Source organism: Streptomyces mesophilus, from assembly GCF_011044995.1.
Taxonomy (GTDB): Bacteria; Actinomycetota; Actinomycetes; order Streptomycetales; family Streptomycetaceae; genus Streptomyces; species Streptomyces mesophilus.
This window is the reverse complement of record NZ_JAAKZW010000152.1, coordinates 1-19,431: the sequence shown is the minus strand read 5'-3', so window position 1 is coordinate 19,431 and position 19,431 is coordinate 1. Positions and strand designations below refer to the sequence as shown.

Here is a 19,431-nt window from a genome sequence, read left to right as displayed (position 1 = left end):
AGCCCACGGAGACGGGCGGGCGGAGCCCATGAAGACGAGTGGGCAGAGCCCATGAAGACGGGCGGGCGAAGCCCATGGAGACGGCCGCCACCGCCGCCGTCTGGGACGGACGGGCGAGCGGCGGCCGGTCTCGGCCGAGGCGGCTGCCTCAGTTCGTGGTCAGGTCGGGAACCGTCGGCAGCTTGACGCCGGGGTCCGTCGGCAGCTTGTGGCTGGACGCCGTGACCAGGTCGAGCAGGGTCGGAACCTTGGGCATCTTGCCCTTGAGGTGGTCCGTCTTGGCCGCGTCGCGGATCACGGCGGCGTGGCCGATCGTCACGTCGGCGACGTTCGGGCCGAGCACGCTGGCGTGGATCGCGTTGACGTAACCGCTCGTGGCGCGCGGGTCGTACGCGTACGAGCCGTTCTTGCCCTTGGTGGGCACACCCTTGGCGTCGGTGGTGATCTGCTCGTTGGTCTGCGCGATGATCGGGGCGGCGTCGTTGCCGGTGCCCGGGATGGTCGCGCCGAGGTTGACCGCCCAGATCGGCGGAATCTCGATGAGCTTCGTACCGAAGAGCGTGATCTCACCGCTGGCCGCGCCGCCCTGGAACTCCACGGCCCGGCCCGGCAGCGAGCGCGCGTGCACGTCGATCGCGTCGACGCTCACACCGAGACCCGAAAGGGGCGTGCCCCCGAAGGGGTTCTCGACGTAGGGCAGACCGATGTGCACGGAGCCGCCGCCGGCGTTCGCGTACGAGGCGCCCGGGACCGGGAAGGTCTTCTTGCTCGACTTGTTCACCGGCAGCTTGTTGGTGAGGGCCTTGGAGTACAGCGCCGACACCTTGCCGAGGCCGACGCCGCCCGGGGCGAGGTTGACCAGCTCGTTGCCGCCCTCCATCTCGCGGGGCGCCTTGGGAGTGCCTGGCGAGGCCGACTCGAACAGGCGGGCGTTGATCAACCGCCCGATGCCCGTGACCCCGATGACCCAGGCGTTCGCCTGGACGCCGTCCTTGGTCTCGACGACCGTGCCCCAGTCGTACGAGGGCTCCTTCTCGTCGGCGTGTGCGGTACCCATGGCGGTGACCGCCACCGTCAGTGCGAGCCCGGCCGCGGTCGCGGCGCGCAGACCCGTGGTGTGCCATGCAGACATAGCCACCCAATTCCTTCCCTACGGATGAAGGTCGATAAATCGACCACTGTCCGTAAGCGCACCATCGCACTGGGTGACGTGCACGCCATGGGAAGGCATCCGGGTGCAGCCCGCGCGGGCGGACCGGCGCCGGGCCGGTCAGTCCACGACCTCGCCGACCCGCTCCTTCTCGGCCAGCCGGATCACACAGACCGTGATCGCGATCATCAGCGAGGGGTCGGCCTCCTCCCGTACGACGTCGACGCCGTACGTCTCGCGCACCCGCAGCCACCGCCGCGAGATGTGCGCGAGCATCTCGCCCTCGTACTCGACGACGAACTCGCGGTCGAGGATCTTGCCGCTGACGTCCAGCTCGGTGCCGTCGACCAGCTGGACGCGGTAGTGATTGCGCAGCAGCGAGAACCGCTTCTTCTTGACCGTGGCGAGCGCCTCGCCGCCGCGCTCGATGGTCATCGCGTCCCGCAGGCTGAACATCTTGGCGCGGATGTCGATGAGCACCCGCCCCTCGGGATCCTTGAGCTCGAAGGTCTCCTTGATCCGCATGGCCTTGCCGTCGACGAAGAAGGCCTTGCGGCCCTGCTCGTCCTCGATCCAGTAGTCGTCACCGATGGCGAAGAGCTTGTCGCGCACGAGATATTTCATGCCGGGATCCGTACCCGCTGACCGGCTGACGGGCATGCGCCGCCCGGGTGGCAAGCTTGAACCATGAACGACGCAGCCCCGGCCCCCCGCCGCGCCCGAGTCCGTGCCCCCGAGCTGACCGGCAAGGGCGGCTGGCTGAACACAGGAGGCAAGGAGCTCGCCCTCGCCGACCTGCGCGGACGCATCGTCATCCTCGACTTCTGGACGTTCTGCTGCATCAACTGCCTGCACGTCCTCGACGAGCTCCGCGAGCTGGAGCAGAAGCACGCGGACACCGTCGTGATCATCGGGGTGCACTCGCCGAAGTTCGTGCACGAGGCCGAGCACGCGGCCGTCGTCGACGCGGTCGAGCGCTATGAGGTGCACCACCCGGTGCTGGACGATCCGGAGCTCGCGACCTGGAAGCAGTACGCCGTGCGGGCCTGGCCGACGCTCGTCGTCATCGACCCCGAGGGCTATGTCGTCGCGCAGCACGCCGGCGAGGGCCATGCGCACGCGATCGAGAAGCTGGTCGAGGAGCTCGAGGCCGAGCACGAGGCGAAGGGGACGCTGCGGCGCGGCGACGGCCCCTATGTCGCGCCCGAGCCGGTCGCCACCGATCTGCGTTTCCCGGGCAAGGCGCTGCTGCTGCCCAGCGGTAATTTCCTCGTCTCCGACTCGACCCGGCACCAGCTGGTGGAGATGGCCTCCGACGGCGAGACGGTCGTACGGCGGATCGGCAGCGGTGAACGCGGCTTCGGCGAGGGGGAGTTCAGCGAGCCGCAGGGCCTGGCGCTGCTGCCCGACGGGCGCGTGATCATCGCCGATACGGTCAATCACGCGCTGCGGACGTACGACCCGTCGACCGGCGCGATCGAGACCGTGGCCGGCACCGGACGCCAGTGGTGGCAGGGGTCGCCCACCTCGGGCCCGGCGCGCGAAGTGGACCTCTCCTCGCCGTGGGACGTGGCGTGGTTCGACGGGCTGGTCTGGATCGCCATGGCCGGTGTGCACCAGTTGTGGACCTACGACCCGGAGGCCGGGACGGTCCAGGTCGCGGCGGGCACGACCAACGAGGGGCTGGTCGACGGACCCGCGGCCGAGGCCTGGTTCGCGCAGCCCTCCGGGCTCGAGGCCACCGAGGACCGGCTGTGGATCGCGGACTCGGAGACCAGCGCGCTGCGCTGGATCGACCGCGACCGGATCGTGCACACGGCCGTCGGCACCGGTCTCTTCGACTTCGGCCACCGCGACGGCGCCGCCGAACAGGCCCTGCTCCAGCACCCGTTGGGCGTCACCGCGCTCCCCGACGGATCGGTCGCGGTCAGCGACACGTACAACCACGCGCTGCGCCGCTACGACCCGGCGACCGGCGAGGTCACCACCCTGGCGACCGACCTTCGCGAGCCCTCCGACGCGGTCCTGGTCGGCGAGGACATCGTGGTCGTCGAGTCCGCCCGCCACCGCCTCACCCGGCTCCGGCTGCCCGAAGAGGCCGTACGGGTGGAGGCGGTCGCCCACCGTACGCAGCGCGCCGCGACCGAAGTCGCCCCCGGCAAGCTCACGTTGGACGTGGTCTTCCAGGCTCCGACCGGCCAGAAGCTCGACACCCGCTACGGCCCGTCCACCCGTCTGCTCGTCTCGTCCACCCCGCCCGAGCTGCTGCTCGCGGGCGAGGGCGCGGGCACGGACCTGGCCCGCGACCTTGAGCTGAACCCGGCCGTCGCCGAGGGTGTCCTGCACGTATCGGCCATGGCCGCCTCGTGCGACGACGACCCGGCGAACGAATACCCCGCCTGCCACGTCCACCAGCAGGACTGGGGCGTCCCGGTCCGCCTCACCGAGGGCGCGACGGACCGGCTGGCGCTGGTCCTTGCGGGGATGGACGCGTAGCCCCGAACGTGTGGTCCCGAAGGGGCCCTAGCTGAGCGCCAGGTCCATCTCCTGCTGCCAGTAGGACACCTTGGGCTCGTAGATGAACAGGTCGTTCACCTTGACGGTGTCCGGCTCGCCGAGCTGGACCGTCGAGCCGTCGGCGCCGACCTTCTTGATCAGGTCGACGGAGAGGGTCTTGGCGTGCGGCTTGGTGCCGTCGTCCGCCTGGTCCGCCGGGCTCGTGTTGAGCCCGGCGTACGCGGAGGCGCCGGGCTTCAGCGTGACGACGGCCTGCGGCCTGGTGTCCTCACGGCCCTCTGCCGTGCCGTCGAGGTCGGGGCCGAAGCTGACGACCGGGTAGTGCAGCACCGTGCAGGTGCGCTTGCCGGTGTTGGTGAGCGTGATCAGCTGGTAGTTGACCGGGCGCGGAGCGGCGGTGACAGTCAGCTCGGTCTCCGCGTCGGTGCACGGACCCGTCCTGCCGCCGCCGCCCGTGGCCGGCTTGGAGGGCTTGCCGGCGGGGACGGTCTTGCCGCCGTCGTCCTTGGTCGGGGTGTCCGACGGGTCCTGCGTCTTGCCCGACCCCTTCGAGGAATCCTTCGACGAACCCTTCGAGGACGAACTGCCCCCGGACGAGTTGGACGACTTGCGCCCGGACCCGGAGTCCGAGCAGCCGGTCAGGACCATACCGACAGCGGCCGTTCCCGCGATGACGAGCGCGGCGCGCCGACGCAACGTACCCATGAATCAATCCCCCGTGCTTGAAGTGCGGTCAGCGGGTACGGAGTTCGTACCGCCCCGCGCTCCAAGACGAGGATCGCCGCGCGTCAGTTCCCTCGGACCTCGTCCGTACGCCTCACTCGTAGGTACGCCCGGTCTGACGGTCGTCGACCACGGTGCCGCCGGGGGTGATGACCCGCCGCTTGCGTGCCGCCGAGCTGAAGGCCGCGACACCGATGATCCCGACGAGCATCAGGATGATGCCCACGATGTCGAGGTTGACCCCCTGCATCTCCCAGTTGGTCGCGAACGTGAGGATGGCGCCGCCTGCGATCAGCAGGATGCATCCGCCCATGCCCATGACTTCCGCCTCCCTGTACATGGCTGTTCCGGCACTCCGGGTACCCGGCGCCGGAACAGCCATGCAGAAAAGGGGAGTTCAGGACTCCAGGAAGGCCGCGAGCGCGCTCGCGAGCAGATGCGGATCGTCGGATCCGCACAGCTCGCGCGCGCTGTGCATCGACAGGATCGCGACACCGATGTCGACGGTCTTGATGCCGTGCCGCGCCGCCGTGATCGGGCCGATCGTGGTGCCGCAGGGCATCGCGTTGTTCGAGACGAAGTGCTGGTACGGGACGCCCGCGCGCTCACACGCGTCGACGAAGACCGCACGGCCCGAACCGTCCGTCGCGTAGCGGTTGTTGACGTTGACCTTGAGGATCGGGCCGCCGTTGGCGCGCGGGTGGTGCGTCGGGTCGTGGCGCTCCCCGTAGTTGGGGTGGATCGCGTGGCCGGTGTCGGAGGACAGGCAGACGGTGCCGGCGAAGGCGCGGGCCTTGTCCTCGTAGCTGCCGCCGCGCGCGAACACCGAACGCTCGAGCACGCTGCCGAGCAGCGGCCCGTCGGCGCCGGTGTCGGACTGGGACCCGTTCTCCTCGTGGTCGAAGGCGGCGAGGACCGGGATGTACGAGAGGTCGCCGGAGGCAGAGGCGGCGGTCAGCGCGGCCGTCGCGGCGTGCAGGGAGAGGAGGTTGTCCATCCGCGGCCCTGCGAGGAGCTCCTGGTCGCGGCCGAGATAGGCGGGCGGCTCGATGGAGTGCACCATCAGGTCCCAGCCGGTCACGTCACCGGCCGCGATCCCGTTCTCCTCCTCGAGGAAGGAGATCAGATCGCCCTCGTGCGGCTCGCCCAGGCCCCAGATGGGCTGCATGTGCTTCTGCTTGTCGAGCTGCAGCCCCTTCTCGTAGATGGAGCGGTCCATGTGGATCGCGAGCTGCGGGACGCGCAGGAGCGGCCGGCCGACGTTGACCAGGCGGGTCGTGCCGTCCCGCAGCGACAGCCGTCCCGCGAGTCCGAGATCGCGGTCGAGCCAGGAGTTGAGCAGCGGTCCGCCGTAGATCTCCACGGCGACCTGCCGCCAGCCGTACGCACCGGTGTCCGGCAGCGGCTTCACGCGCAGGTTGGGGGAGTCGGTGTGGGCGCCGACGATACGGAACGGGGTGTGCGCCGAGGCGCCCTCCGGCACGTACCAGGCGATGATCGCGCCACCGCGCAGGACGTACTTGCCGCCGCTCGTGCCATCCCACTCGGCCGCCTCGTCGACCTGACGGAACCCGGCCTTCTCCAGCCGCTCGGCGGCGCTCGCCACCGCGTGGTACGGCGTGGGGCTCGCGGAGAGGAAGGTGATCAGGTCGTCGGTGTGGCCTCGGTCGAACCGGGCGGCTGCGCTGCTGCTCATGGCTTCACCTTAACGACGCTCTCGGACGCGCTCCCGGGAGCCGTGGCTTCAGTCGCCGAGGGCCGCGGAGGGATCCTCGCCGCGCCCTGCCTGCTCGGCTCGTTCGGTGACCACACGGGCGAGGTCGATGACGGCGTCGGTGTCGAGCTTGCCGTCCGGGGCCGCCTCGCCGGTGATCTGCAGGACGGTCGCACCCACCCGCACCTGGATCTGCGCGGCCGGACCCCCACTGCGACCGTATTCGGTCTGCAGGGCGTAGTGCTCGTCGCCGAGCGTCCCGGCGTCGAGCCCCTTGGACTTGCCCACCGACTCCTCGACGCGCTCCCACAGCCGGTCGTACGCGGGTTCCGCACCGGCCGCGTCCTCGGCCGCGAAGACGCTGACGAGCACCGAGAACTCCTTGCCCGGATCGGTGTACGTGCTCTGGGCGAAGGAGCGCAGACCGTCACACGCGCTCTTCTGGCCGCCGCACAACGTCGTCCTGGACACCTCGGGCAGGGGCTCGGCCGGCAACCGGGCCGCGACCTTCCAGCCGGACATCGCCTCGGCGTCCGGCAGCACGGCGTCCACCTGCTTCTTGCTCAGCGGCTTGTCCGCGGACTCGTCCCCGCCACCCCCGCCGCATCCCGCGAGCAGCACCGCTGCCGCGCCGAGTACCGCGATCCGCCCGTACCTCTTGCCGTTCATACCCCGCCCCTGGTCGAAGACGTCCGATCATACGGACGGCCCGTCCCCCGACCGGGACGGGCCGTCACGCACAGCGGACGATCGCGATGATCAAAGAGCGACGATCAGAAAGCGGCCTCGTCCAGGTCCATCAGGTCCAGGTCCACGCCCTCGGCGAGCTTGCGCGCACCCGTCACGCCCGGCAGGACGTTGGCGGCGAAGAACTTCGCGGCCGCGATCTTGCCGGTGTAGAAGGACTTGTCCTTCGCGGACGCGTTCGGCAGCTTCTCGGCGGCCACCGCGGCGCCCTTGAGGAGCAGGTAGCCGACGACCACGTCACCGGAGGCGAGCAGCAGACGGGTCGTGTTGAGACCCACCTTGTAGATCGAGCGGACGTCCTGCTCGGTGGCCGCGAGGTCCGTGAGCATCAGGCCGACGATGGCCTCCAGCTCGACGGCCGCCTTGGCCAGCTGCTCGCGCGCGACGGACAGCTCCTCGCCGCCCGTACCGACCGCGAGGAACTTCTTGATGTCCTCGGCCAGCGCGTTGAGCGCGGCACCCTGGTTGCGGACGATCTTCCGGAAGAAGTAGTCCTGGCCCTGGATCGCGGTCGTGCCCTCGTACAGGGTGTCGATCTTCGCGTCCCGGATGTACTGCTCGATCGGGTACTCCTGCAGATAGCCGGAGCCGCCGAAGATCTGCAGCGACTGCGCGAGCTGCTCGTACGCCTTCTCCGAGCCGTAGCCCTTCACGATCGGCAGGAGCAGGTCGTTGAGGGCCTCGAGCTGCGCGGTGTCCTCACCGGCCGCTTCCTTGATCATGATCTCGTCCTGCACGGCCGCGGTGTGCAGGACGAGCGCGCGCATGCCCTCCGCGTACGCCTTCTGCGTCATCAGCGAGCGGCGTACGTCGGGGTGGTGCGTGATGGTGACCTTCGGCGCGGACTTGTCCATGAACTGCGCGAGGTCCGGACCCTGCACGCGCTCCTTGGCGTACTCCAGGGCGTTCAGGTAGCCGGTGGAGAGCGTGGAGATCGCCTTCGTGCCGACCATCATGCGGGCGAACTCGATGATGCGGAACATCTGGCGGATGCCGTCGTGCTTGTCACCGATCAGCCAGCCCACGGCCGGGTTGCCGGCCTGGTCGCCGAAGGTCATCTCGCAGGTGTTGGAGGCCTTGAGGCCCATCTTGTGCTCGACGTTCGTCGCGTACACACCGTTGCGCTCGCCCAGCTCGCCGGTCTCGAAGTCGAAGTGGAACTTCGGCACGAGGAAGAGCGACAGACCCTTGGTGCCGGGGCCGTGGCCTTCGGGGCGGGCGAGGACGTAGTGGAGGATGTTCTCCTCCATGTCGTGCTCACCGGACGTGATGAAGCGCTTCACGCCCGTGATGTGCCAGGAGCCGTCCGCCTGCTGCACGGCCTTGGTGCGGCCGGCGCCGACATCCGAACCGGCATCCGGCTCGGTGAGGACCATCGTCGAGCCCCAGAGCTTGTCGACGGCGATCTGCGCCCACTTCTTCTGCTCCTCGGTGCCCTCCTCGAAGAGGATCCGGGCGAACGCCGGACCGGAGGAGTACATCCAGATCGCCGGGTTCGCGCCGAGCACCAGCTCCGCGTACGACCAGATCAGGGACGGCGGCGCGGTGGTGCCGCCGATCTCCTCGGGCAGGCCAAGACGCCAGTACTCGGAGTCCATGAAGGCCTTGTAGGACTTCTTGAAGGAGGCCGGGACCGGGGCCGTGTTGGTCTCCGGGTCGAAGACCGGGGGGTTGCGGTCGGCGTCGATGAAGGACTCGGCCAGCTCGTTCTCCGCGAGGCGGGTGAGCTCGGCGAGTACGTCCTTGGCGGTCTCGGTGTCCATCTCCGCGAACGGGCCGGTGCCGTACAGCTTGTCGCGCCCGAGCACCTCGAAGAGGTTGAACTCGATGTCGCGGAGATTCGACTTGTAGTGCCCCATGGCGACGGCTCCGTAAAAGTCCGGGAGGAGGTGGATCCCGGCAGGTGAACCGACAGGATCCTCGTATGCGTACCAGCTAGTAGCTCCGATGATGCTACCCGTCGGTAATAAGATGCAACCCCAAACCGGCCATCTGTGACCCAGTACGCTCGACCCCATGTACGGCTACGACCAGAGCCCCGGTGGGCAGCAGCAGTACGCACCGCCCATGCCCCCGCCGCAGCAGCCGATGGGCGGCGGCATGCCCGGTGCCGCGTACGGCCAGCAGGCCCCGCTCTACCCCGAGCCGTCCCCGCCCTCGCTCGCCGACGCGGTGCGCGCCTTCACCACCGGCTCGATGGCGGCCGAGGACTTCCAGCAGATCTTCGCGACCTCCAAGGTCTACTGCCCGCGCGGCGACAATCCCGGCTTCCTGGCGCTGCACAACACCCAGCAGCCGGTCATCCCGATGTTCACCTCGCTCAAGGAGCTGCGGCGGTACGCGGGCAAGGAGTCCAAGTACTTCGTGATCACCGGCGCCGAGGTCATCGACCTGCTGCCGACGGGGTACGGCTTCGTGCTCGACATGGAGGGTGAGCACCGGATGGTCTTCGACGCGAAGGCCGTGGAGCAGATGGTCGACTTCGCGATGCGGCGGATGTACGGCTAGCAGGCATGCGTACGCGTGGACGCCCGGGAGGAATACCTCCCGGGCGTTCTCCGTTCCAGGTGGCAGAAAGTTCGAGATTCAACTATTCTCGGATCAGAAGGAGGTACCGACCATGCCTGCAGTAACCGTCGAGAACCCGTTGACCCTGCCCAAGGTGGCCGCTCCCGCCGACGCGGTGGCGCGCAAGGTCCTTGCCGTGGCGACCGCGCCGACCGGCTTCGAGGGCGAGGGCTTCCCGGTGCGCCGCGCGTTCGCGGGCATCAACTACAAGTACCTCGACCCGTTCATCATGATGGATCAGATGGGCGAGGTGGAGTACGCGCCGGGTGAGCCCAAGGGCACCCCGTGGCACCCCCACCGCGGCTTCGAGACCGTCACGTATCTGATCGACGGGACCTTCATCCACCAGGACTCCAACGGTGGCGGCGGCACCATCCGCAACGGTGACACCCAGTGGATGACCGCGGGTTCGGGCCTCCTGCACATCGAGGCTCCGCCGGAGGACCTCGTGATGTCCGGCGGTCTCTTCCACGGCCTGCAGCTGTGGGTGAACCTGCCCGCCAAGGACAAGATGATGGACCCCCGCTACCAGGACATCCGCGGCGGCCAGGTCCAGCTGCTCAGCTCCCCCGACGGCGGCGCGCTGCTCCGTGTCATCGCCGGTGAGCTGGACGGGCACGAGGGTCCGGGCATCACGCACACCCCGATCACGATGATCCACGCGACCGTACGGCCGGGTGCCTCGGTGACGCTGCCCTGGCGCAGCGACTTCAACGGGCTCGCGTACGTCCTGGCCGGTCGGGGCACCGTCGGCGAGGAGCGGCGTCCGATCCACAAGGGTCAGACCGCGGTCTTCGGCGACGGGGGCGCGCTGACCGTCCGTGCGGACGAGAAGCAGGACGGGAACACCCCGGACCTCGAGGTCGTCCTGCTCGGCGGCCGGCCGATCCGTGAGCCGATGGCGCACTACGGGCCGTTCGTGATGAACACCCAGGCGGAGCTGCAGCAGGCCTTCGAGGACTTCCAGAAGGGCCGGCTCGGCACCGTGCCCGCCGTGCACGGGATGTAGGAATCGGCGTGCGCCTTGCAGGACCGGGGTGCGCGCGATGCGGGACCGGACGTACGCACGCGCCGCGGCCGTGCCGGGTCAGCCTTCGGAGGTGGCCCGCCCGGCCGCGGCGCGCCGGTATTCGGCGTTGAGGCGCTGGGCGTCTTCCAGCTGGTCCTCGAGGATGACGATGCGGCATGCGGCCTCGACCGGGGTCCCCTGGTCGACGAGTTCGCGGGCGCGTGCGGCGATCCGCAGCTGGTAGCGCGAGTAGCGGCGGTGGCCGCCCTCCGAGCGCAGGGGCGTGATCAGGCGTGCCTCTCCGATGGCCCGGAGGAAACCGGGCGTGGTGCCGAGCATCTCGGCGGCCCGCCCCATCGTGTAGGCGGGGTAGTCGTCGTCGTCCAGACGACCGCTGAGCGGGGAATCTGCTGTCATGTCACCTCGTTGAACCAACGCGTCGAGGGGCCCTGGCGCCGTACGGCACCAGGGCCCCGAAGGAAATTGAACACCATCTGCCGGCCCTACTGTGGCGCCGACCTACTGTTTCCGCCGCCCGGCCCGGGAGCGGGGCGGGCGAACGAGGATCGCGGATGCGTGACCGGGGACCACCTTCCATTCCGGGGTCTTGCGGTACCCGGGCCGGTGACGATCCGAGGGCCCGGGCGATCCTGATGGCGTCTGGTTCCTCCGTTCTTCCTCAGTACTTCCACTTGCTCACGTGCGAACTTCAGGTACAGCCACCTGGCAGTTCGTGTCTGCCAGGCCCTCTTCGACTCGTATCTACGAGAGAAAGCTTAGCCACGCTGGCTCGCAATGTCTACTTCGGCGAGCACAGATTTCTGCTTGCGGGGGCGGCATGCAAAGAGGCCCCGCCGACGGTGTCGGCGGGGCCTCGAAGCTGTTCGGTACTGCTCTGGGAATGTCCCCCGTCAGAGGGACTCGGAGGTCGTGCCGAGAGCGGCGGACGCCTCCTGGAGCGGGGTGAGGGCCTGCGGGGGCGTCTCGACGTCGTCGCGGCAGGTGAAGCCGAGACGGGTCATGGCACGGGAGACCTCACCGGCGGAGAAGTCACGGCGGTCCTGCCGCGTGACGACCGCGCCCACCTGCTTGAGCGGGTAGTGACGGCGGCCGATGAGCACCGAACCGGCCGTGATCGGCTCGGGCTTGATGCCCTTCATCGAGGCGATCACACCGTCTTTGGTGAGGTCGAAGGGGAAACGGGCGATGACGACGCGCATGATGCCTCACAGGTTGGTAAGAGGGTTGCCGCGTGACGGGCTCTAAGTAGAACGGTCCGATGGCGCCGAGCGAAAGCTCTAAGCGGCGCCGGAGGCCGGACGGTCCTGAGACCGGCGCTGTGTCGCCGGCCTCCCGGTGCGTCGGGCCTGAGCCGGGCGGCTGCGCCGCCCCCGGGTCGAGGACGCGGAGCGCTTGGGACGTTCCGCGGGGACCGGCGCCGCGATGATGACCGGGACACCCGAAGGCTCCTGGGCGCCGGTGATACGGGTCAGCTCCGCGTCGCCGGACCGTACTTGGGTGGTCTGCGGGGTGATGCCCGCATCGGCCATCAGCCGGCTCATCTGGCGGCGCTGGTCGGGCGTCACCAGGGTGACGACACTGCCGGACTCACCGGCGCGTGCGGTGCGGCCGCCCCGGTGCAGGTAGTCCTTGTGATCGGTGGGCGGGTCCACGTTCACGACCAGGTCGAGCTGGTCGACGTGGATGCCGCGCGCGGCGACGTTGGTCGCCACCAGGACCGTCACATGACCGTCCTTGAACTGGGCCAGGGTGCGGTTGCGCTGCGGCTGGGACTTGCCGCCGTGCAGCGCGGCCGCACGCACACCGCTGTTCAGCAGGTGCTTGGTCAGCTTGTCGACGGTGTGCTTCGTGTCCAGGAACATGATCACGCGGCCCTCGCGGGCGGCGATCTCCGTCGTCGTCCGGTACTTGTCGGGACCGGAGACATGCAGGACGTGGTGCTCCATCGTCGTGACGGCGCCCGCGCTGGGGTCCACGGAGTGGACCACCGGGTCGTTCAGGTACGTGCGGACGAGGCGGTCGACGTTGCGGTCGAGCGTGGCCGAGAACAGCATCCGCTGACCGCCGGGACGCACCTGGTCGAGCAGCGCGGTGACCTGGGGCATGAAGCCCATGTCGGCCATCTGGTCGGCCTCGTCCAGGACGGTGATGTCGACCTGGTCCAGGCGGCAGTCGCCGCGGTCTATGAGGTCCTTGAGGCGGCCCGGGGTCGCGATGACGACCTCGGCACCACCGCGCAGCGCGCCCGCCTGCCGGCCGATCGACATGCCGCCGACGACCGTGGCCAGACGCAGCTTCACCGAGCGGGCGTACGGCGTGAGCGCGTCGGTGACCTGCTGGGCCAGCTCGCGCGTGGGGACGAGGACCAGAGCCAGCGGCTGACGCGGCTGTGCGCGCCGGCCGGCGGTGCGGGACAGCAGGGCGAGGCCGAAGGCGAGGGTCTTGCCCGAGCCGGTGCGGCCGCGGCCCAGGACGTCACGGCCGGCGATGCCGTTCGGCAGCGTGGCCGCCTGGATCGGGAACGGCTCGGTCACACCCTGGGCGCCGAGCGTCGCCAGCATCTGCTCCGGCATGTCGAGGTCGGCGAACGCCTCGACGGCGGGCAGCGCGGGGGTGACGGTCACGGGCAGTGCGAACTCGCCTTGCGGCGCGGGCTTGCGGCGTCCGCTGCCGCCCCGGTTCGGCGCACCGCCGCGGCGGCCGTAGGAGCCGGAACCGGAGGACCCGTAGGAGCCCCCGCCCTTGTTGCCGGCGGAAGAGCCGCTGCGCGTGCGGCTGAAACGTTCATTTGTGCGTGCGCGGTTCAAAGGAACCTCCTTGATACGGCACGTACCAAGGAATTCCCGAAGTCAAGCGAACAGCACAGGGAATTGCGAGAACGAGCCAGGTTAAATACGTGAATGTGAAGAATTTCAGTCGACGTGCAATTCACAATGGACAGAAATTCTGACAGGCGGGGAAACCTCGCCTGAAAAAAGCAACGAGCTGGGGCCCGCACGCAAGGTGCGGGCCCCAGCTGTCAACTGCGTGAGCGTCAGGCGGTGACGATGTTCTCCGCCGTCGGGCCCTTCTGGCCCTGAGCGATGTCGAAGGACACCTTCTGGCCTTCCTGGAGCTCACGGAAGCCCTGGGCGGCGATGTTCGAGTAGTGGGCGAAGACGTCGGGGCCGCCGCCGTCCTGCTCGATGAAGCCGAAGCCCTTTTCAGCGTTGAACCACTTCACGGTACCAGTAGCCATGTCAATTCTCCTTCGGGGCAGTTCCGGATTCCGCACCGTGCGGAGCCCGTGTCGCCGCGATGATCAACCCGCCGGAAAATAAATGACCGGACATACGAAAGTGCTCCCAGTGGCCATAGAAGCCTTGGGGGCACTTGAAGTTTTCGGGAACCACAACTGCAACTGAAACCACGATAGCACGGCGGGATCGGCCATGTGCGCATGAATTGTCCATTCTCGCTGCCGCACCAGAAATCTTCCCCGCGCGTTCACGCTAATTCTGTCTCGGCCGGCACACATATGGGGGCCCGTGCGGCACGGGATCACTCCTGCGGCCCGCCCGGCGCGCGGGTCCCGGGCAGCGGTGGTCGGCTGGGACCGTGCTCACTCTGCTCCCCGAGAACGCCCGCAAGATCGGTGCCTGGAGCGTGCTCGCTCTGCTGCTCATCGCGCTCAGCGCCGTGGGCATCTGGCTGTGCGTCCACCTCAAGACCGCCGTCGTGCCCGTACTGCTCGCGCTCCTGGGCACGGCGCTGCTCGGGCCGCTGTACCGGCGGCTGGTGAAGATGAAGGTGCAGAAGTCCCTTGCCGCCGGGCTGACGTGTGCCGCCGTGGTCCTGGTGGTCGGCGGCGCCGGGTACATCGTGGTCAGTGCGCTGATCGAGACCGGGGACCAGATCATCGCCTCGCTCCGGGAGGCCGCGAAGTCCCTTGCCACGCATCTCGGTGCGGCCGGCACCTCGCTCGACGACCTCGCCGCGAACTCCAAGGACCTGCTCTCCAGGTTCGGCAGCACCGCCGCGTCCGGGGTGATCAGCGGGGTCAGCGTGGTGGGCGAGATGATCGCGATGGCCGTGCTCGCGCTGCTCCTCGTGTTCTTCTTCCTGCGCGACTCCGACCGCGCCGTCGCCGCCCTGCACTCGTTCGCCCCGCGCGGCCGGGGCGAGGCCCTGGAGACCATGGCGCGGCGGGCCTTCGAGGCCATCGAGGGGTTCATGCGCGGCACCACGCTGATCGCCCTGATCGATGCGCTCTGCATCACCGTCGGGCTGCTGATCCTCCAGGTGCCGGGGGCCGTGGGGCTCGGGGCGCTGGTGTTCGTGGGGGCGTACATCCCCTATCTCGGAGCCTTCATCTCCGGCGCCGTCGCCGTGCTCGTCGCGCTGGCCGACCGGGGGTTCATCATCGGTCTGTGGGCGCTCGGCGTCGTCCTGGCGGTGCAGGTGCTCGAAGGGCATGTGCTGCAGCCGATGATCCAGTCGCGGACCGTGCAGATGCATCCGGCGGTCGTGATGGTCGCGATCACCGCGGGTGCCTCGGTCGCGGGGATCCTGGGGATGCTGCTCGCGGTGCCGCTGACGGCGGCCGCGTTCGGCATCTACTCCGAGCTGCGGGAGCAGTACGCGCGCAAGCCGGCCTAGCGCCGGCTAGAGCTTGACCGCCTCGTAGAGCTCGAACCAGATCGACTTGCCCTGGCCCCGCGGGTCCACGCCCCACGCGTCCGCGAGCAGCTCCATCAGGACCAACCCGCGTCCTGACGAGGCGAGTTCGCCGGGGCGGCGCTTGTGCGGGAGGTCGTCGCTGGAGTCGGAGACTTCGACGCGCAGCCGGCGTCGGCCGAGCTCGCCGTGGGCCTCGGCGATCAGGAGGGCGTCGCCGTCGGTGTGGACGAGGACGTTGGTGACCATCTCGGAGACGAGGAGCACCGCGGAGTCGACCTGTTCGGGGTCGGCCCAGTCGTGCAGCAGGTCGCGCAGCTGCTGGCGGCATTCGGCGATGCGCTGCGGCTCGGGCTGGGCGACCGACAGCATGATGCGGCGCACCGGCGGGTGCACCGGCTCGTCCGCGGCTCCGTGCAGGCTCGGGCGGCCGAGCAGGACGACCGCGATGTCGTCCTCGCGGCGGTCGACGAGCGGGCCGGTGGAGTGGTGCGAGGACGGGCCGTGCACGCCCTGGACCAGGGCGTCCGCGAGCTCTTCGAGGTCGTCGCCGCGGTGCTGTTCGAGGATGGGCTGCAGCCGGGTGAAGCCGGTGTACATGTCGTGGCCGCCGGTCTCGATGAGGCCGTCGGTGCAGAGCATCAGGAGCTCGCCCGGCTCGAGGGTGATCGCCGTCGTCGGATAGTCCGCGTCGGGGTCGATGCCGAGCGGGAGCCCGCCCGCGGTGGGCCGGATCATGACCGTGCCGTCGGGGGTGCGGACCACCGGGTCCGGGTGGCCCGCGCGGGCGATCTCCAGATGGCCGGTCGCCGGGTCGGCCTCCAGGTACAGACAGGTCGCGAAGCGCGGGTCGGCGGTGCCGCCGGCGTCCGGGCCGCCGGTCGAGCCGTACGTGATCGAGTCCGTGATCCCGTAGAGGAAGCGGGAGGCGCGGGAGAGGACCGCGTCGGGGCGGTGGCCCTCGGACGCGTACGCGCGCAGGGCGATCCGCAGCTGGCCCATGAGACCTGCCGCCCGTACGTCATGGCCCTGTACGTCGCCGATGACGAGCGCGATCCGGCCGTTGGGCAGCGGGATCATGTCGTACCAGTCGCCGCCGACCTGGAGGCCGCCGCCGGTCGGCACATAGCGGGCGGCGACCGAGAGGCCGGGTATCTCGGGGCCGAGCGTCGGCAGCATCGAGCGCTGCAGGCCCTCGGTGAGTTCGCGCTCCGTCTCGGCGGCGCCCGCGCGGGACAGGGCCTGGGCGAGCATCCGGGCGACCGTGGTCAGGACCGAGCGCTCGTCGGGGGTGAACGAGACGGGGTGCGCGAAGCCCGCCATCCACGACCCCATCGTGCGGCCCGCGACGGTCAGCGGCAGGAACGCCCAGGACTTGCGGTCGAAGCGCCGCACGAAGGGCCAGGTGGCCGGGTAGCGGGAGCTGTACTCCTCCGGGCTCGAGAGGTAGATCGCGCGGCCCGTGCGGACCACGTCGGCGGCCGGGTACTGGGCGTCCAGCCTGATGTCGCGGAAGGGCTGCTCGTCGTCCTGCGTATGGCCGTGGTGGCCGATGATCGACAGGTGGTCGCCCTGGACGCCGAAGACGGCCAGACCGTTCGGCTCGAAGCCGGGCATGGACAGGCCCGCGGCGACCCGCAGCACCTCGGCGGTGGAGCGGGCTTCGGCGAGCGCCCGCCCCGCGTCGAGCAGGAAGGCCTCGCGCGAGCGGCGCCAGTCGCCGGTGACGGGGCTGCGGGCGGAGGCGCCCGGGGGCGGTTCGGTGACCTCCTGGATCGTGCCGATCAGCTTGAAGTGATCGCCCTTGACCAGGGGTTTCGTACGGCTTCGTATCGTGCGGACGATCTGGCCGCGGTCGTCCATGATCCGCAGGCGGGCCTCGGCGAGCGTGCCTTCGAGTACGGCGAGATTGACCACGCCCTTGATCTCGTTCCAGTCCACCGGATGGAAGCGGGACCGGATCGCGGCCTCCGTGACGGCTATCTGGCCCTCGATCGGGGCCTCGGGTGTGCCGAGCGCGAGCAGGCGCGCGGCCTCGGCGTCGAGGGTGACGACTCCGGTGGCCTCGTCCCACTGCCAGAGTCCGGTGGCGACGGCCTCGAGCACGTCCCCGACCGGGGGCAGGCACACGGCCCGCTCGTCGTCGGGGTCGGTTCGCATTGCCCCAGATTAAGTAGGTAAGACCGAAAGGTGCACATCGCGGGCCGGGGCCGTGAGGCCCGGGAAAACCCGGACGGCGCCCTGGACGGTGACGGGTAACCTTGAGCGCGTTGATTCCCGCTTGTCTCGCGATGAACGACGCGAACAGAATCCCCGCGGCACCGCCGACGCGCACCGTGCCCGCGAAGAACTGGATGAAGAACATGCACCGGTACCGGTCCCATTCCTGCGGCCAGCTCCGCTCCAGCGACGTCGGGCAGGACGTCCGGCTCAGCGGATGGCTGCACAATCGGCGCGACCTCGGCGGCATCCTCTTCATCGATCTGCGCGACCACTACGGCATCACCCAGCTCGTCGCCCGCCCCGGCACCCCCGCGTACGAGGCGCTCGACAAGCAGACCAAGGAATCGGTCGTACGGATCGACGGCAAGGTCGTCTCCCGCGGCGCCGACAACGTGAACCCCGAGCTGCCGACCGGTGAGGTCGAGGTCGAGGTCGCCGAGGTGGAGATCCTCGGTGCGGCCGAGCAGCTCCCGTTCCAGATCAACCAGGACGACGGGGTCGGCGAGGAGCGCCGCCTGGAGTACCGCTTCCTGGACCTGCGCCGTGAGCGCATGCACCGCAACATCATGCTGCGGTCGGCCGTGATCGCCTCCATCCGCTCCAAGATGGTGGCGCTCGGCTTCAACGAGATGGCGACGCCGATCCTGACGGCCACCTCGCCCGAGGGCGCCCGCGACTTCGTCGTGCCGTCGCGTCTGAACCCCGGCAAGTTCTACGCGCTGCCGCAGGCCCCGCAGCAGTTCAAGCAGCTGCTGATGATCTCGGGCTTCGACCGCTACTTCCAGATCGCGCCCTGCTTCCGCGACGAGGACGCCCGCGCGGACCGTTCGCCGGGCGAGTTCTACCAGCTCGACGTCGAGATGAGCTTCGTCGAGCAGGAGGACGTCTTCCAGCCGATCGAGAAGCTGATGACCGAGATCTTCACCGAGTTCGGTGGCGGTCGCGAGGTCACCTCTCCCTTCCCGCGGATCCCGTTCCGCGAGTCGATGCTGAAGTACGGCAACGACAAGCCCGACCTGCGCGCGAAGCTCGAACTGGTCGACATCACCGACGTGTTCGAGGGCTCCGAGTTCAAGGCGTTCGCCGGCAAGCACGTGCGGGCGCTGCCGGTGCCGGACACGGCCGGGCAGACCCGTAAGTTCTTCGACGGCCTCGGGGACTACGCGGTCGAGCAGGGCGCCAAGGGTCTGGCCTGGATCCGGGTCGGCGAGGACGGCTCGTTCCAGGGCCCGATCGCCAAGTTCCTCACCGAGGAGAACAACAAGGTCCTCACCGAGCGTCTCGGCCTGGTCGCCGGGCATGCCGTGTTCTTCGGCGCGGGCGAGTTCGACGAGGTCTCCAAGATCATGGGCGCGGTCCGGGTCGAGGCCGCGAAGCGTGCGGGGCACTTCGAGGAGGGCGTGTTCCGGTTCTGCTGGATCGTCGACTTCCCGATGTACGAGAAGGACGAGGAGACCGGGAAGATCGACTTCTCGCACAACCCCTTCTCGATGCCCCAGGGCGGCATGGCCGACCTGGAGGAGAAGGACCCGCTCGACATCCTTGCCTGGCAGTACGACATCGTCTGCAACGGCATCGAGCTGTCGTCCGGTGCGATCCGTAACCACGAGCCCGACATCATGTTCAAGGCGTTCGAGATCGCGGGCTATGACGCGGAGACCGTCGAGCACGAGTTCGCCGGCATGCTGCGGGCTTTCCGCTTCGGCGCCCCGCCGCACGGGGGGATCGCCCCGGGTGTGGACCGCATGGTCATGCTGCTCGCGGATGAGCCGAACATCCGGGAGACCATCGCGTTCCCGCTCAACCAGAACGCGCAGGATCTGATGATGGGGGCGCCCACGGAGCTGGACGAGTCCCGTCTGCGGGAGCTCAACATCTCGCTGCGCAAGCCGGTGGCCAAGAAGGATGCCGAGTAGGTCTTGTACGTGACGAAGGGCCCGGAACCGTTTCGGTTCCGGGCCCTTCGGCGTGCGGTCCGGTTGCCCCTGTCGCGGGTGCGGTCTCGTTGCCGGGTGCGGTCCGGTTGCCCCGGTGGGCTGCCGGCTGGTTGCCGGGTGCGGGTGGGGGGCGCCTGCGGCGGGCGACTTTTCCCCTACCCGCCCC

Annotated in this window: 17 protein-coding genes; 5 read left to right on the top strand and 12 right to left on the bottom strand. The window is 69.3% G+C overall.

Annotated features, from left to right (window positions below; translation table 11 throughout):
• Positions 1–148: 148 nt before the first annotated feature.
• Both G6045_RS28045 and G6045_RS28040 read right to left on the bottom strand, forming a co-directional pair.
• Positions 149–1,132: a hypothetical protein gene (locus G6045_RS28045; RefSeq protein WP_165334913.1), complete on the bottom strand. Its 984-nt coding sequence runs from the start codon at positions 1,130–1,132 to the stop codon at positions 149–151.
• 138 nt (positions 1,133–1,270) lie between these two features.
• Positions 1,271–1,774: an LURP-one-related/scramblase family protein gene (locus G6045_RS28040; protein ID WP_165334912.1), complete on the bottom strand. Its 504-nt coding sequence runs from the start codon at positions 1,772–1,774 to the stop codon at positions 1,271–1,273.
• A 63-nt stretch (positions 1,775–1,837) separates the two neighbouring features.
• Between G6045_RS28040 and G6045_RS28035 the strand changes: the two genes are divergently transcribed.
• The gene (locus G6045_RS28035; protein ID WP_165334911.1) at positions 1,838–3,646 is read left to right on the top strand and encodes an NHL domain-containing thioredoxin family protein; all 1,809 of its coding nucleotides are present in this window, start codon (positions 1,838–1,840) and stop codon (positions 3,644–3,646) included.
• Positions 3,647–3,673: 27 nt separating this feature from the next.
• On the opposite strand, the gene G6045_RS28030 is transcribed toward G6045_RS28035, so the two are convergent.
• The 5 genes from G6045_RS28030 to G6045_RS28010 all read right to left on the bottom strand — a co-directional run bounded on the left by G6045_RS28030 (position 3,674) and on the right by G6045_RS28010 (position 8,710).
• Positions 3,674–4,372, bottom strand: coding sequence for a DUF4232 domain-containing protein (locus G6045_RS28030; RefSeq protein WP_165334910.1), 699 nt, complete (start codon positions 4,370–4,372; stop codon positions 3,674–3,676).
• Positions 4,373–4,484: 112 nt separating this feature from the next.
• Positions 4,485–4,709, bottom strand: a complete 225-nt coding sequence (locus tag G6045_RS28025; protein WP_165334909.1) for a DUF6458 family protein — start codon at positions 4,707–4,709, stop codon at positions 4,485–4,487.
• Between the two features lie 78 nt (positions 4,710–4,787).
• On the bottom strand, positions 4,788–6,086 hold the full coding sequence (locus tag G6045_RS28020; RefSeq protein ID WP_165334908.1) for a M18 family aminopeptidase: 1,299 nt from the start codon (positions 6,084–6,086) through the stop codon (positions 4,788–4,790).
• Positions 6,087–6,134: 48 nt separating this feature from the next.
• The gene (locus tag G6045_RS28015; RefSeq protein WP_165334907.1) at positions 6,135–6,773 is read right to left on the bottom strand and encodes a hypothetical protein; all 639 of its coding nucleotides are present in this window, start codon (positions 6,771–6,773) and stop codon (positions 6,135–6,137) included.
• Between the two features lie 104 nt (positions 6,774–6,877).
• On the bottom strand, positions 6,878–8,710 hold the full coding sequence (locus G6045_RS28010) for an acyl-CoA dehydrogenase (RefSeq protein WP_165334906.1): 1,833 nt from the start codon (positions 8,708–8,710) through the stop codon (positions 6,878–6,880).
• A gap of 157 nt (positions 8,711–8,867) precedes the next feature.
• On the opposite strand from G6045_RS28010, the gene G6045_RS28005 reads away from it, so the two are divergent.
• Both G6045_RS28005 and G6045_RS28000 read left to right on the top strand, forming a co-directional pair.
• Entirely contained in the window at positions 8,868–9,359 is a 492-nt protein-coding gene (locus tag G6045_RS28005) for an SseB family protein (protein ID WP_165334905.1), read from the top strand.
• A 112-nt stretch (positions 9,360–9,471) separates the two neighbouring features.
• Entirely contained in the window at positions 9,472–10,428 is a 957-nt protein-coding gene (locus G6045_RS28000) for a pirin family protein (RefSeq protein ID WP_165334904.1), read from the top strand.
• A gap of 78 nt (positions 10,429–10,506) precedes the next feature.
• Here the strand turns inward: G6045_RS28000 and G6045_RS27995 are convergent, their stop codons facing one another.
• From G6045_RS27995 to G6045_RS27980, 4 genes are all read right to left on the bottom strand, one after another.
• Positions 10,507–10,845 (bottom strand): MerR family transcriptional regulator, encoded by a 339-nt coding sequence (locus G6045_RS27995; protein ID WP_165334903.1) that lies wholly within the window; start codon positions 10,843–10,845, stop codon positions 10,507–10,509.
• 494 nt (positions 10,846–11,339) lie between these two features.
• Positions 11,340–11,648: an SCO5918 family protein gene (locus tag G6045_RS27990; RefSeq protein ID WP_165334902.1), complete on the bottom strand. Its 309-nt coding sequence runs from the start codon at positions 11,646–11,648 to the stop codon at positions 11,340–11,342.
• A gap of 78 nt (positions 11,649–11,726) precedes the next feature.
• Positions 11,727–13,256 carry a DEAD/DEAH box helicase gene (locus G6045_RS27985; RefSeq protein ID WP_165334901.1) on the bottom strand — a complete coding sequence of 510 codons (1,530 nt, stop codon included), beginning with the start codon at positions 13,254–13,256 and terminating at the stop codon, positions 11,727–11,729.
• Positions 13,257–13,483: 227 nt separating this feature from the next.
• Complete coding sequence (locus tag G6045_RS27980) at positions 13,484–13,687, bottom strand: cold-shock protein (protein ID WP_020113641.1); 204 nt, start codon at positions 13,685–13,687, stop codon at positions 13,484–13,486.
• A 359-nt stretch (positions 13,688–14,046) separates the two neighbouring features.
• On the opposite strand from G6045_RS27980, the gene G6045_RS27975 reads away from it, so the two are divergent.
• Complete coding sequence (locus G6045_RS27975) at positions 14,047–15,087, top strand: AI-2E family transporter (RefSeq protein WP_165334900.1); 1,041 nt, start codon at positions 14,047–14,049, stop codon at positions 15,085–15,087.
• 6 nt (positions 15,088–15,093) lie between these two features.
• On the opposite strand, the gene G6045_RS27970 is transcribed toward G6045_RS27975, so the two are convergent.
• Positions 15,094–17,265, bottom strand: a complete 2,172-nt coding sequence (locus G6045_RS27970) for an ATP-binding SpoIIE family protein phosphatase (protein ID WP_165334899.1) — start codon at positions 17,263–17,265, stop codon at positions 15,094–15,096.
• A gap of 203 nt (positions 17,266–17,468) precedes the next feature.
• On the opposite strand from G6045_RS27970, the gene aspS reads away from it, so the two are divergent.
• Positions 17,469–19,244: an aspartate--tRNA ligase gene (gene aspS / locus G6045_RS27965; protein WP_165334914.1), complete on the top strand. Its 1,776-nt coding sequence runs from the start codon at positions 17,469–17,471 to the stop codon at positions 19,242–19,244.
• The last annotated feature ends 187 nt before the right edge of the window (positions 19,245–19,431 follow it).